Here is a 13602-nt window from a genome sequence, read left to right on the forward strand (position 1 = left end):
ATGCAAGGTTCAAACAAGGGCGAAATCGCGCTCAACGGCAAGGGCCTGCGCATCGGCATCGTGCAGGCACGCTTCAACGCCGACATCACCGATGCGCTGGCAGCGGCCTGCCTCGCCGAGCTCGAAGCGCTGGGCGTGGCTGCGGCCGACATCCATCACCTGAAGGTGCCCGGCGCACTCGAAGTGCCCGTGGCGCTGCAGGCGCTGGCCGAGCGAGGCGGCTACCACGCGCTCGTCGCGCTGGGCTGCATCATCCGCGGCGAGACCTACCACTTCGAACTGGTGGCCAACGAATCGGGCGCGAGCGTGAGCCGCATCGCGCTCGATTACCGCCTTCCCATCGCCAACGCGATCCTCACCACCGAAAACCTCGAGCAGGCCGTCGCACGGCAGACCGACAAGGGCCGCGATGCAGCCCAGGTCGCCGTCGAGATGGCGCAACTGCTGGCCACCCTTTCATGACCGAAGACACCACCAAGGCAGGCGGCGCCAAGCCCCGCCAGTCGCGCACGGGCCTCACCAGCACCGGCGCACGCAAGGCTTCGGCCAAGTCCAACCGCAGCCGCGCACGCGAGTTCGCGCTGCAGGCGCTCTACCAGCACCTGGTGGGCCGCAACGACCCGACCGACATCGACCACTTCACGCGCGACCTCGCGGGCTTTCACAAGGCCGACGCCGCGCACTACGACGCGCTGCTGCACGGCTCGATCGACAACGCCGAGCAGCTCGATGCGCTGATCCGTCCGCTGCTCGACCGCAAGTTCGAGGAAATCTCGCCCATCGAGCACGCCGTGATGTGGATCGGTGTGTACGAGTTCCAGAACTGCCCCGACGTGCCTTGGCGCGTGGTGCTCAACGAGTGCATCGAGCTCGCCAAGGAATTCGGCGGCACCGACGGCCACAAGTACGTGAACGCCGTGCTCAACGGGCTGGCGCCGCAGCTGCGTCCGCTCGAAGTGGAAGCGGATCGCGCTTCCGGCAAGGCCAAGGCATGAGGATCTCGACGCGCGCGGAGCGCATCGAGCCCTTCTATGTGATGGAGGTGGCGAAGGCTGCTGGTGCGTTGGCGCGCGAAGTGGCGCACACCGACCGGCCGATGATCTTCCTGAACATCGGCGAGCCCGATTTCACCGCCCCGCCACTGGTGCAGGAAGCCGCGCTGCGCGCCGTGCGCGCCGGTGCCACGCAGTACACGCAAGCCACCGGCCTCGACCACCTGCGCGAACGCATCAGCGGCTGGTACTCCCAACGTTTCGGCGTTGACGTGCCCGCCCGCCGCATCGTGGTGACGGCCGGCGCCTCGGCCGCGTTGCAGCTCGCCTGCCTCGCGCTGATCGAATCGGGCGACGAGATCTTGCTGCCCGACCCGAGCTACCCCTGCAACCGCCACTTCGTGAGCGCCGCGGACGGCAAGGCCGTGCTCATCCCGACCACGGCCGAAGAGCGCTTCCAGCTCACCGCCGCCAAGGTCGAGGCCGCCTGGACCGACAAGACGCGCGGCGTGCTGCTCGCCTCGCCATCGAACCCGACCGGCACCTCGATCGCGCCAGATGAGCTGCGCCGCATCCACAAGGTCGTGTCCGAGCGCGGCGGCATCACGTTGATCGACGAGATCTACTTGGGTCTCTCCTACGACGACGCTTTCGGGCAGACGGCGCTGGACATCGACGACAACGTCATCAGCATCAACAGCTTCAGCAAGTACTTCAACATGACCGGCTGGCGCCTCGGCTGGCTGGTGGTGCCCGAAGTGCTGGTGCCGGTGGTCGAGCGCCTCGCGCAGAACCTCTTCATCTGCGCGAGCACGGTGTCGCAATACGCGGCGCTCGCCTGCTTCGAGGATGCGAGCATCGCCGAGTACGAACGCCGCCGCGCCGAGTTCAAGGCGCGCCGCGACTGGTTCATTCCGCAACTGAACGCACTGGGCCTGAACGTGCCCGTGGTGCCCGATGGCGCCTTCTACGCCTGGGCCGATTGCACCAGCTTTGCCGAAAAGCTCGGCATCTCGGGCAGTTGGGACTTCGCCTTCGAGACGATGAAACGCGCCCACGTCGCGGTCACGCCCGGCCGCGATTTCGGCACGGCAGAGACCGCGAAGTTCGTGCGCTTCTCCACCGCGAGTTCGATGGAGCATCTGAAGGAAGCCGTCGAACGCCTGCGCGCGATGGCCGAGAACCGCGCTGCATGAGCTACGCGTTTCCGATCCGCGTCTACTGGGAAGACACCGATGCGGGCGGCATCGTGTTCTACGCCAACTACCTGAAGTTCATGGAGCGCGGGCGCACCGAATGGCTGCGCTCCCTGGGCGTCGAGCAGCGCAAGCTCAAGGAAGAAACCGGCGGCCAGTTCGTGGTGAGCGAAACACAGCTCAAATACCATCGGCCCTCCCGGCTCGACGACGAACTGCTGGTCACAGCCGATCTTCAACAACTGGGCACTGCCTCGTTGATAATCGGACAGCAAGTGCTATCAAAAACAGAGCAAGAGCGAACCGGCGCCGCGGCACCGGTCTTGCTGTGCGAAGGCACGATCCGTATCGGGTGGGTGAACGCCGCCACGCTGCGTCCCGCACGCATCCCTTCCCGGGTTTCGGGAACCTTCGAGCGCTGCGGCGGCTCCATGACTCAACCTTTCAAGCCATGAACCAAGATCTATCCATCATCAACCTCCTGCTCCACGCGAGCTTCGTGGTGCAACTGGTCGTGCTGCTGCTCGTGATCGTCTCGATTGCCAGCTGGGCCGCGATCATCCGCAAGTACTTCGCGCTGCGGCGCATGCGCGCCCTGAACGACGATTTCGAGCGCGAGTTCTGGTCGGGCACCAGCCTGAACGAGCTGTTCGCGTCGGCCGCCCAGAACGCCAAGTTCGCAGGGCCGATGGAGCGCATCTTCGCCTCGGGCATGCGCGAGTATCAAAAGCTGCGCGAGCGCCACGTGAGCGACCCCGCCACGCTGCTGGACGGCGCCCGCCGCGCCATGCGCGCGAGCTTCCAGCGCGAGCTCGATGCGGCCGAGCAGAACCTCTCGTTCCTCGCCACCGTCGGTTCGGTGTCGCCGTATGTGGGTCTCTTCGGCACGGTCTGGGGGATCATGCATGCCTTCACCGGCCTCGCAGCCCTCGCGCAGGTGACGCTTGCCACCGTGGCGCCCGGCATCGCCGAAGCGCTGGTGGCCACGGCCATCGGCCTCTTCGCCGCGATTCCTGCGGTGGTCGGCTACAACCGCTTCGCCCGCGAGATCGACAAGATCGCCATTGCCCTCGAAACCTACATCGAGGAGTTCTCCAACATCCTGCAGCGCAACCTCTCGGCCAATCCGGGCGTGGCCGCCGCAGCAACCACGGTGGCTCCGGCCAACCGCTGAGCGGAGTCCGAGCGCATGCCCGCCGTTTCATCCCGGGGCCGCGGCCGCCGGACGATCAACGAGATCAACATGGTCCCGTTCATCGACGTGATGCTGGTGCTGCTGATCATCTTCATGGTCACCGCGCCGCTCATCACGCCGAGCGTGATCAACCTGCCCTCGGTCGACCGCGCCAACAAGCAGCCCGACAAGCCGATCGAGATCGTCATCAAGAGCGATGACGAAGTGCAGATCAAGAAGGACCCGTCCACTGGCAACACGGGCAGCACCTCGATCCCCATGACCCAGATCGGTTCTGCCGCGAAGCAGGCTCAGGGCGGCGACGCCCAGCGTCCGGTGGTCATCAGCGCCGACAAGTCGGTGAAGTACGAAACCGTCGTGAAGGCGATGAACCAGCTCAAGCGCAGCGGCATCGAGCGCGTGGGCCTGTCGGTCACGACCACGGGCGGCAAATAAGGCATGTCGCTCGCACTGGATCGCCCCGAGTTCGCGCCGCCCCCGCAGCGCGGCACGCCGCGTGCCGTCGTGCTCGCCCTCATCGCGCATGCGCTGCTGATCGCGGCGCTGACGTGGGGCGTGCGCTGGCGCAGCGACGCCGACGAAGGCGCCGTCGATGCGGAACTGTGGTCGTCCACGGTGCAGCAGGCCGCGCCGCGCCTGTCCGCACCGGAGGCACCGACGCCCGCTCCCGCGCCGCCTCCGCCTGCCCCAACGCCACCACCGCCTCCCGCTGCCAAGGCCCCCGAGCCCGCACCCGCGCCGAAGGCTCCTGACATTGCCCTGGAGCGCGAGAAGAAGCTCAAGGAGCAAAAGGAACAGAAAGAGCGCGAGCTCGAGCAGCAGCAACAGCAAAAGAAGAAAGAGCTCGAAGCCAAGCAGCGCGCCGAGGACGAGGCGCAGCGCAAGAAGGAACAGCAGCAGAAGCTCGCCGACCAGAAGAAGCAGCAGGAAGCCGAGGCCAAGCAGGCCGAAGCCAAGAAAGCCGAGGCCGCCGCGAAGCAGGCCGCCGCCGACCGCGCTGCCACGCTCAAGCGCATGCAGGGTCTCGCGGGTGCGAGCGGTGCCGACGATTCGAAGGGCACGGCCCTGCGGTCCTCGGGTCCGTCGAGCGGCTATGCCGGACGCATCGCCGCCGCGGTGCGCCCGAACATCACCTTCCCCGATGCCGACACGGTGAACGGCAACCCCGCCGCCGAATTCGAGGTGAACCTCGCACCCGACGGCACCATCGTCGGCGTGAAGCTCACCCGCTCCAGCGGCCTGCCCGCCTGGGACGAAGCGGCCGAGCGCGGCCTGCGCAAGACCGACAAGCTGCCGCGCGACACCGACGGGCGCATCTTCCCGTCGCTGATCGTCTCGCTCAGGCCCAAGCGCTGATTCGCGCCAGTTCCGGACAGCCTTTCGCAAGGCTGCCCGGAACTCCGTTGTTGCCGCGCTGTCTACCCGCGCACAACAACAGCCGGGCTCCGTGCCCGCACAAGAGCGCAAGATGAAATCCACCGGTCGCATCCGCTATGGGAGCAGTCCGCTGCTCGCCAGTCCCACCCCCGTCTGGCGCAGCAAGTTCATCGTGGCCAGCATCGCCTTCGGCTTCGTTTTGCTGGCCGGCCGGGCCGCCTATGTACAGGTCTTCAACCACGACTTCTTCCAGCACCAGGGCGAGGTGCGCTACCAGCGTACGCTGGAGCTGCCCGCGAACCGCGGACGCATCCTCGACCGCAATGGGTTGATCCTCGCTTCGGACATACCGGCGCCCAGCATCTGGGCCATTCCCGAGGACATCGAGCGCGACGATCCCGCCGTGCAGGCCAAGCTCAGGCAGGCGGCCAAGCTGCTCGGCATGCCGCAGAAGGAGTTCGACAAGAAGCTGGAGGACGAGGACAAGAGCTTCGTCTGGATCAAGCGCCAGGTCGACACCGCCGTCGGCAAGCAGATCGCCGAACTTGGCATCAAGGGCCTCTACCTGCGCCGCGACTACCGGCGCCAGTACCCCGAGGGCGAGGCGGCCGCGCACCTGGCGGGCTTCACCAACGTCGAGGACATCGGGCAGGAAGGCGTCGAGCTCGCCTTCAACGGCGAGCTGGCCGGCAAGGCGGGCTCGCGCCACGTCATCAAGGACCGGCTGGGCCACATCGTCGAGGACACCGAGGACCAGGTGCCGCCGACCGACGGTCACGACATCCAGCTGAGCATCGACGACCGCGTGCAGTTCGTCGCCTACGAGAAGATCCGCGACGCGGTGGTCGCCAACAAGGCCCGGGCGGGCAGCGTGGTGGTGGTCGATGCCGAGACGGGCGAACTGCTCGCCATGGCCAACTACCCGAGCTACGACCCGAACGACCGCCGCAACCTCACCGGCGAGCAGCTGCGCAACCGCGCGATGACCGACGTGTTCGAGCCAGGCTCGACGATGAAGCCGATCACCATCGCCACCGCGCTGCAACTCGGCCGCGTGACGCCGCAGACCATCATCGACACCAACCCGGGCCGCATCACGGTGGCCGGCGCCACCATCCACGACGACGAGAACTTCGGCGTGTTGACGGTGCAGGGGGTGATCCAGAAGTCGAGCAACGTGGGCGCCACCAAGATCTCTCAGCGCATGACGGCGCAGGAAATGTGGAACTCGTTCACCGCGCTGGGCCTCGGCCAGAAGCCGCAGACGCCCTTCCCCGGCGCGGTGACCGGGCGCCTTCGGCCCTGGAAGTCGTGGCGGCCGATCGAGCAGGCCACCATGTCGTATGGCTACGGGCTCTCGGCGTCGCTGTTCCAGATCGCGCATGCCTACACGGCCTTCGCGCACGACGGCGAGGTCATTCCGGTGGGCCTCTTGAAAAGCACCGACACCGAGCCGCCCGGCGTGCAGGTGTTCTCGCCGCAGGTCGCGAGCGAGGTGCGCAAGATGATGCACATGGCCGCCGCGCCCGGCGGCACCGCGCCGCTCGCGCAGACCGAGGGCTACTCGGTCGGCGGCAAGACCGGCACCGCGCACAAGCAGGTCGGCAAGGGCTATGCGAGCAACAAGTACCGCGCCTGGTACACCGGCATGTCGCCCATCGACAAGCCCCGCATCATCGTCGCGGTGATGATCGACGAGCCGGGTGCGGGCAAGTACTTCGGCGGGCTGGTGGCGGCGCCGGTGTTCAGCCAGGTGGTGCAGCAGACGCTGCGCATCCTGAACGTGCTGCCCGACCTGCCGGTGGCCTCCATGGCGCACTGATGGCGCACCGATGGCGCATCGATTCACCGCCCTCGTTTAGGATCGTCGGCAACTCATTGCCGGCGCTCCTGACATGGTCGATTTCCCTCCCGCCGTTCGCCTCGAAGACCTGACCCCGCTCCCCTACCAGCAGGCCCTGGCCGCCCATCTGCAGGCGAACGAGCCCGAAGTCTGGCGCTGGGCCGCCTCCGCCGAGGCGCGCGAGGAACACGCCGCAGCCGTGCGCGCCGACCTGCTGCGCAACTCGTACCGGCTCGATGCCGACGCCCACCCCGAGCTGCACGCGCACTGCAACGCGGCGGTGCAGCGCCTGGGCATCACGGCGCGCGTCGCGCTCTACCAGGCGGGCGACGGCACGATGAATGCCACGCTCTTCTTCCTGCCGGGCGAGGCGCACATCGTGCTCTCGGGTCCGCTGATGGAACGACTGCAGGGTGCCGAGCTGCAGGCAGTGCTCGGCCATGAACTGGCGCACTACCTGCTGTGGGAGCGCGACGGCGGCAAGTACCACGTGGTCGACCGCATCCTTCAGGCCGCGGCCGCCGATTCGCGCGCCGACGCGAGCCACCTGCATGCGGCGCGCCGCTACGGCCTCTACACCGAGGCCTTTGCCGACCGCGGTGCCTGCATCGCCTGCGAGGCGCTAGAACCCGCGGTGACCGCGCTGGTCAAGGTGCAGACGGGGCTGAATCAGGTGAATGCGGCGAGCTACCTGCGGCAGGCCGACGAAATCTGCGCCGCGCCCGAGATCCGGACGCGCGGCACCAGCCATCCCGAGGTGTTCGTGCGGGCGCGGGCGCTGCGCCTGTGGACCGAGCGCCAGCCCGAGGCCGACGAATGGCTGAGCGGCGCGCTCGAAGGCCCGCTGGACATCGCCACGCTCGACCTGCTCGGGCAGCAGCGCGCCGACGCGCTGACGCGGGAAACCATTGCCCGGTTGCTGCAACAGCCCTTCCTGCAATCCGATTCGCTGCTGGCCCATGCGCGCCGTTTCTTTCCGAACTTCGCGCCGCCCTCGGCCCCTTTGCCGCCACCCGCACCGGTGCCGAGCGGCATGCACGACTACCTCGCCAGCGTGCTGGTCGATTTCGTCGCGGCCGACCCGGACCTGGACGACATCACGCTCGCCGCCGCGCTCGGCCTCGCCGAATCGATAGGCTGCGCCGCGCAACTTGAAGAGCGCGTCGTCAAGGACATGCGCTTTCCCAAGCGCAGCCTCACCCGCGTGAAGCGCGATGCCGCCACGCTGCTCGAAAAGGCAGCCGCCCAACACCTGCAAGGCGCCTCCGCATGAGCACCGCGCCGGGCCGCCCCAAGCAAGCGCGCACCGCAGTGCGAAGCACGAAGGTATTCGAATGACCGCCGCCATCGCCCCCCTGCTGCAACTGCTGGACACCGCCGACGCCCACGGCGGCCTGCAGACCGACGACGTGCTGAGCCTCGTGCTGCCGCTGCTGCGCGAGGTGTCCGCACTGCACGAGCAAGGCAAGGTCGCCGCGCTCGGCAGCGCCTTCGCCTTGCGCGTCGACGACACGCCCGCCCTCGTGCTCGCCCAGCCCGAAGGCGCCGAGCCGCGCCAGAACCGCGACGCCATCGCGCCGCTCGAAGCGCCCGCCGCCTCCGTGCTGCGCGTGGTCGGCGAGCACCGCGTGACGCTCGATGCCGACGAAGGCGTCTCGGTCGAGAACCTCGCACTCATGGCCGATGCCGCGCCCGACGCGTTGCCGACGCGCCCCGTCTACCTGCCCGGCTACACCGCCTGGGAATTGCGATTCGCACACCACGACGCGCTGACCGACATCCTCTGCCTCGGCCAGGTGCTCGCCAGCCTCTCGTGCGGCCTGGACTTCACCGACAGCGAAGAACTCGGCCGTTTCGTCGCCAACCGCGGCAACCTGTTCGCGCTCAACCGCCGCCTGCACCCGGTGGTGGGTGCGGTGATCGGCGAGATGACCGCGCTCGACCGCCACGAACGCGCGCGCGACCTGCCCTCGGTGATCCGTCGCCTCGAAACCTACCGCGACCAGCCGCTGGACCTGGGCCTCGACCGCATCGCGCCCGCGAAGGACGGCGCAGGCCAGCGCCGCCAGGCGATCCGGGTGCACCTGCGCGATCGCCTCTTCGATCTCTCGCGCCGCAACCGCCTGCTTCACTTCAAGCCGAGCCAGACGCATGTGAACCTCACGGTGGCGAGCGTGCCGCTGGTGGTGGACATCAAGAACATCCGCGTCGACCAGCTCTGCGCGTGGGACGGCCGCTTCGCGAACGACATCGCCACCTGCGACCCGGTGCCGCTCGCGCGCTGGCTGCGCTTCGAAGACCAGCCGTACCTGCCGGGCGCGCTCGACCGCATCCTGCAGGAGGCGCGGCGCGACCGCTCCGAGTACGGCTTCTCGCAGCTCTCGCTGGTCATCGCCTTCCTGCGCTGGCACAACCTGAAGGAGGGAGAAGCCGAGCGGGCCGAACGCATCGCCTCGCCGCTCCTGATGCTGTCGGTCGAACTCACGCGCAAGAAGGGCGTGAAGGACCAGTACCTGCTCGAAGCCGCTTCCAGCGAGGCGCAAGTGAACCCGACGCTGCGCCACCACCTTCGCCAGCTCTACGGCATCGTGCTGCCCGAGACCATCGACCTGCGCGAGACCACCATCGAGCAGTTCCACGCCCAGCTGGCCGCGCAGATCGCGACGACCGAGCCCGGCGTGCAGCTGCGGCTGGTGAAGCAGCCCGAGATCGAACTGATCCACCAGCGCGCCCGCCAGCGGCTCGAGCAGTTCAAGCGCCGCACCCGCGTGCGCAACCCCGGCGCGCAGCCGGTGGCGGCGCAGGACTTCAGCTACGCGAAGGACGACTTCCGCCCGCGCGGCCTGCAGCTCTATCACGCCAAGGTGCGGCCGGTTGCGTTGACGCTGCGCGATGCGGTCGGTGCGCGGCCCTTGCCGCGCGCGCCGCAGATGGCGTCCACCACGGCGCAGACCGAACAGCAGACCTATTCGCTGCACGAGAGCAGCGGCAACCCCTACCAGTGGGACGTCGACCTCACCTCGGTGACGCTCGGCAACTTCAACCACCGCAAGATGTCGCTGGTGCGCGATTACTCGGCGCTGAGCGAATCCGAGATCGCGAGCGATGCCTTCGACCGCGTGTTCTCGCTGCAGCCGCGCCAGGTCGACGCCGAGCCGCCCGCCGCACTGCCGCTGGCCGACCAGTGGCCCGTGGTGCAGGCCGATGCCACGCAGACCGCCGCCGTGGCGCTCGCACGCACCGGCACCAGCTACATCATCCAGGGGCCGCCGGGCACGGGGAAGTCGCAGACCATCACCAACCTCATCGCCGACTACGTGGGGCGCGGGCAGCGCGTGCTGTTCGTCTGCGAGAAACGCGCGGCCATCGACGTGGTGTTCCACCGCCTGCGGCAGCAAGGGCTGGACGAGCTGTGCTGCATGATCCACGACTCGCAAGGCGACAAGAAGGCCTTCGTGCAGAACCTCAAGAAGACCTACGAGCACTGGCTCGCGGCGCCCGAGGAGCTGGACGCCGAGACCCGCGAGCGCACCCAGCTCGTCGACACCATGGACACCGACCTGAAGGCGCTCGAGCGCTTCGACGCCGCGATGCGTGAGGTGCCCGAGCACCTGGCCGTGGCGGTGCGCACGCTGATGGCGCGGCTGATCGCGCTCAAGCCGCACGATCCCGCTTTGACACCGCTGCAGGCCGAGGCCCTGCCCGCCTTCGCGGCCTGGCGCCAGCATGAAGACCTCGTCGCGCGCCTGCACCTCGCGGTCACCGAAAGCCTCGGCGTGCCGTACCTTTCGGCCCATGCGTTCGCGCAACTTGCGCCCGCGCTGCTGCGGCAGGAGCGGCCGCTCGCACGGTTGGTCGAACTCAGCGATCGCGCGGCCGAACAGACCGGCCCGCACCTTGATGCGCTGGCCGACGCCTGGCCGCCACTGGGCGATGCGCCCACGCTCTGGGGCGATGCGCTGGCCGTGGTGGCCGACGCTCGCCGTGTTTCCGCTCTCGCCGCGCGCGGGCATCTCACGCTGCTCGACGCCGCGCACCCCACCAGCCTCGCGTTCGGCGAGGCGATGGCGCAGCGTCGCGCGCTGCAGCAGGTGCTCAAGGAAGCGCTCGAACGCACAGGCCACTGGCGCGACAAGTTTTCCCCGGGCGACACCGAAGCCGGCCTCGTCCAGGCCAAGGCGCAGCAAGGCTCCCTGCTGCGCTGGCTCCAGCCCTCGTGGTGGCGCCTGTCGGGCGAACTCAAGCGCCGCTACGACTTCGCCAAACACGCGGTGCGCCCGCAGCCCAGCCAGGTGCTGGAGGAACTGCTGGCCGAGCACACGGCCCGCGCGGCCGTCGGCAAGCAGGCGTCGCAGATCGAGGCCACCTACGGTTGCACCGACCCCGACGATTTCGTGCAGCAGCTCGACGCCCTGCGCCGCGGCGATGCCACCGGTAGCGGCTTGCGCGCGGCCTTCCACGCGCACCTGCGCACCGACCCCGGCGCGAGCCGCAACGTCGAGCGGCTGGCCGCCCTCGGCGAGCGCACCGACGCGCTCGATGCCCTGTGGCGCGACCTGCTCGACGACCCGTCCGCGCAGCCGTTGGCCTCGCTCGAAGCACTGGCCCGCACGCTGCGTGAACAAGCCGACACCCTGCCGACCGTGCTCCCGCACCTGCAGGAACTGGCCGGCGCCGACCCCGCCCTGGGCAAGGCCCTGCGCACGCTGCCGCTCGCACCCGAGGCCATCGAATACGCCGTCGCGCGCGAGGGCCTGGAGCGCGTCTACCGCACCGAGCGCTGGCTGCCGCGCTTCGACAGCGCCGCGCTGGCGCGCCATGCGCAGCGCCTCGCCGAGGGAGAGCGCAAGCTGCTCGACCGCAACGCCCGCACGCTCGCCGCCGCGGTGCGCCAGCGCTTTCGCGAGCATGTGCGCACCAGCGCCCTCCCCGCGAGCCAGCTCGACGCCACCGGCAAGCTCTTCAAGAAGAGCTACAACGCGGGCCGCCGCGAGCTCGAACACGAGTTCGGCAAGACCATGCGCTACAAGGCGATCCGCGAACTCGCCTCGGGTGAGACCGGGCAGGTGGTGCGCGACATGAAGCCGATCTGGCTCATGAGCCCGCTCTCGGTGTCCGACACGCTGCCGCTCGCGGCCGACCTGTTCGACGTGGTGATCTTCGATGAGGCCAGCCAGATTCCGGTGGAAGAAGCCGTGCCCGCGCTCTATCGCGCGCCGCAGATCATCGTGGTCGGCGACGAGATGCAGCTGCCGCCGACGAGCTTCTTCTCCTCGGGCCGCGACCCCGAGGACGACACCGTCTCGGTGGAAGACGAAGGCGACCGCATCGCCGTGGTGCTCGATGCCGACAGCCTCTTGAACCAGGGCGCGCGCAACCTGCCGGCCACGCTGCTTGCCTGGCACTACCGCAGCCGCTACGAGTCGCTCATCGGCTTTTCGAACGCGGCCTTCTACGCGGGCAACCTGTTCACCATTCCGGACCGGAGCCTGCCGGCGGATGCGCGCGACGAGATCCTCGTGCAGTCGCGCAGCCCGTCGGAAGAATCGGTGGCAGCGAACGTCGACGCCCTGCTCTCGCGCGCCATCAGCTTCCACCGCGTGACCGATGCGGTGTACGAGAACCGCATCAACGACGGCGAGGCGCGCCACATCGCGCAACTGGTGCGCGAACTGCTCAAGCGCGAGACCGGGCGCAGCCTGGGCATCGTGGCGTTCTCCGAGGCGCAGCAGACCGAGATCGAAGCCGAGCTCGATGCGCTGGGCGCCATCGACAGCGACTTCGCCGCGCGGCTCGAGGCCGAGTACGTGCGCGAGGAAGACGACCAGTTCTGCGGCCTCTTCATCAAGAACCTGGAGAACGTGCAGGGCGACGAGCGCGACATCATCATCCTGAGCATCTGCTACGGCCCGAACCCCGAGGGCCGCATGCTGATGAACTTCGGCCCGATCAACCAGCGCGGCGGCGAGAAGCGGCTCAACGTGATCTTCAGCCGCGCGCGGCACCACATGGCCGTGGTCTCGACGATCCGCCACGAGGCGATCACCAACGACCACAACGAAGGCGCCGCGGCGCTCAAGCAGTTCCTGCGCTATGCGGAGTGCCTGTCGCGCGGCGACTCGGCCACGGCGCGACGCGTGCTCGAAGGCATGAACCCGCTCACGCGCGGCAGCAGCGCGCAGCACGTTCGCGCCGACGAGGTGACTGCGCAGCTTGCGGCGGCACTGCGTGCGCGCGGCCATGCGGTCGATGAGCAGGTGGGGCAGTCGCGTTTCCGCTGCGACCTCGCGCTGCGTGCACCGGAGGCCGGGCACTATGCGCTGGGCATCCTCGTGGACACCGCGACGCACTACGAGAACCGCAACGTGTTGGAGCGCTATGTCTCGCGGCCGCGGGTACTCGATGCGTTCGGATGGCAGGTGGTGCAGGTGCTCGCCAAAGACTGGCTGCACGCGCCGGAGGCCGTGCTCGAACAGATCGAGTCGGCGCTCCGGAAGAAGGGCAAGAAGGCAGCGGCGGAAGAACCCGCCGCCGAGGTCGTCAGCGCACCAGGCTCAGCCGCTTGACGTCCAGCTCGGCCTTGTTGCCGACGAGGTCCTTGTCGAACTCGCCCGTGATCTCGACGCGGACCTTGTCGTCGATCTTCACGCCTGCCGGGAAATGCTTGGCATCGATCTCCACCTTCATGCGGCCGCTGTCGTCGGCGAAGGTGTAGTGCTCGCCGCCATCGTGAGAGACGATGAAGCCGCGCAGCGTGGCGTGCTGGTCGTCCTTGCCGGTGTCCAGCAGTTGCTTGACCGTCATCGTCGGCACGGTGCTCGGGCCGGCGTACTGGGCGAAGGCGGCGGACATCGCCAGCGACATGCCGAGCGCGAGCGCGGCGGTCTTCAGGGTCTTGGTGGTCTTGGTATGGGTCATGGCAATCGTTCCTCCTTGAACAGCCTGGTTGTGAAGAAACAGATGGACGCCGTACGCGCCCAAACGTTCCACGACCCTCGA

11 protein-coding genes are annotated in these 13602 nt (G+C 68.5%); 10 read left to right on the plus strand and 1 reads right to left on the minus strand.

The window, feature by feature from the left end; all coding sequences use genetic code 11:
* The 10 genes from ribH (at position 1) to J2W23_RS01380 (ending at position 13169) form a co-directional block, all read left to right on the plus strand.
* Positions 1-462 carry a 6,7-dimethyl-8-ribityllumazine synthase gene (gene ribH, locus J2W23_RS01335; RefSeq protein WP_176658009.1) on the plus strand — a complete coding sequence of 154 codons (462 nt, stop codon included), beginning with the start codon at positions 1-3 and terminating at the stop codon, positions 460-462.
* Positions 459-995, plus strand: a complete 537-nt coding sequence (gene nusB / locus J2W23_RS01340) for a transcription antitermination factor NusB (protein ID WP_013541937.1) — start codon at positions 459-461, stop codon at positions 993-995. The genes ribH and nusB overlap by 4 nt, the downstream gene beginning before the upstream one ends.
* Positions 992-2188 carry a pyridoxal phosphate-dependent aminotransferase gene (locus J2W23_RS01345; RefSeq protein WP_307647392.1) on the plus strand — a complete coding sequence of 399 codons (1197 nt, stop codon included), beginning with the start codon at positions 992-994 and terminating at the stop codon, positions 2186-2188. The genes nusB and J2W23_RS01345 overlap by 4 nt, the downstream gene beginning before the upstream one ends.
* Entirely contained in the window at positions 2185-2643 is a 459-nt protein-coding gene (locus tag J2W23_RS01350; protein ID WP_307647393.1) for a YbgC/FadM family acyl-CoA thioesterase, read from the plus strand. The genes J2W23_RS01345 and J2W23_RS01350 overlap by 4 nt, the downstream gene beginning before the upstream one ends.
* On the plus strand, positions 2640-3362 hold the full coding sequence (tolQ, locus tag J2W23_RS01355) for a protein TolQ (protein ID WP_307647394.1): 723 nt from the start codon (positions 2640-2642) through the stop codon (positions 3360-3362). Before J2W23_RS01350 ends, tolQ begins: the two co-directional genes overlap by 4 nt.
* Before the next feature lie 15 nt (positions 3363-3377).
* Positions 3378-3818, plus strand: coding sequence for an ExbD/TolR family protein (locus J2W23_RS01360; RefSeq protein ID WP_176658012.1), 441 nt, complete (start codon positions 3378-3380; stop codon positions 3816-3818).
* Between the two features lie 3 nt (positions 3819-3821).
* Positions 3822-4739: a cell envelope integrity protein TolA gene (gene tolA, locus J2W23_RS01365; RefSeq protein ID WP_176658013.1), complete on the plus strand. Its 918-nt coding sequence runs from the start codon at positions 3822-3824 to the stop codon at positions 4737-4739.
* Positions 4740-4851: 112 nt separating this feature from the next.
* Positions 4852-6582: a peptidoglycan D,D-transpeptidase FtsI family protein gene (locus tag J2W23_RS01370; RefSeq protein WP_307647395.1), complete on the plus strand. Its 1731-nt coding sequence runs from the start codon at positions 4852-4854 to the stop codon at positions 6580-6582.
* Between the two features lie 73 nt (positions 6583-6655).
* Positions 6656-7876: a SprT-like domain-containing protein gene (locus J2W23_RS01375; protein ID WP_307647396.1), complete on the plus strand. Its 1221-nt coding sequence runs from the start codon at positions 6656-6658 to the stop codon at positions 7874-7876.
* Positions 7877-7937: 61 nt separating this feature from the next.
* Positions 7938-13169, plus strand: a complete 5232-nt coding sequence (locus J2W23_RS01380) for an AAA domain-containing protein (RefSeq protein WP_307647397.1) — start codon at positions 7938-7940, stop codon at positions 13167-13169.
* On the opposite strand, the gene J2W23_RS01385 is transcribed toward J2W23_RS01380, so the two are convergent.
* Positions 13144-13521, minus strand: coding sequence for a YgiW/YdeI family stress tolerance OB fold protein (locus J2W23_RS01385; protein WP_176658016.1), 378 nt, complete (start codon positions 13519-13521; stop codon positions 13144-13146). The genes J2W23_RS01380 and J2W23_RS01385 overlap by 26 nt on opposite strands.
* Positions 13522-13602 lie beyond the last annotated feature (81 nt).

The organism is Variovorax boronicumulans (assembly GCF_030812215.1).
Classification (GTDB): Bacteria; Pseudomonadota; Gammaproteobacteria; order Burkholderiales; family Burkholderiaceae_C; genus Variovorax; species Variovorax boronicumulans_C.

Bases quoted from the DNA above. Each gene is read 5' to 3' on its own strand.
- tolQ (WP_307647394.1), top strand. From the start codon at position 2,640: ATGAACCAAGATCTATCCATCATCAACCTCCTGCTCCACGCGAGCTTC.
- J2W23_RS01375 (WP_307647396.1), top strand. From the start codon at position 6,656: ATGGTCGATTTCCCTCCCGCCGTTCGCCTCGAAGACCTGACCCCGCTC.
- ribH (WP_176658009.1), top strand. From the start codon at position 1: ATGCAAGGTTCAAACAAGGGCGAAATCGCGCTCAACGGCAAGGGCCTG.
- nusB (WP_013541937.1), top strand. From the start codon at position 459: ATGACCGAAGACACCACCAAGGCAGGCGGCGCCAAGCCCCGCCAGTCG.
- J2W23_RS01370 (WP_307647395.1), top strand. From the start codon at position 4,852: ATGAAATCCACCGGTCGCATCCGCTATGGGAGCAGTCCGCTGCTCGCC.
- J2W23_RS01345 (WP_307647392.1), top strand. From the start codon at position 992: ATGAGGATCTCGACGCGCGCGGAGCGCATCGAGCCCTTCTATGTGATG.
- J2W23_RS01350 (WP_307647393.1), top strand. From the start codon at position 2,185: ATGAGCTACGCGTTTCCGATCCGCGTCTACTGGGAAGACACCGATGCG.
- J2W23_RS01360 (WP_176658012.1), top strand. From the start codon at position 3,378: ATGCCCGCCGTTTCATCCCGGGGCCGCGGCCGCCGGACGATCAACGAG.
- J2W23_RS01385 (WP_176658016.1), bottom strand. From the start codon at position 13,521: ATGACCCATACCAAGACCACCAAGACCCTGAAGACCGCCGCGCTCGCG.
- J2W23_RS01380 (WP_307647397.1), top strand. From the start codon at position 7,938: ATGACCGCCGCCATCGCCCCCCTGCTGCAACTGCTGGACACCGCCGAC.
- tolA (WP_176658013.1), top strand. From the start codon at position 3,822: ATGTCGCTCGCACTGGATCGCCCCGAGTTCGCGCCGCCCCCGCAGCGC.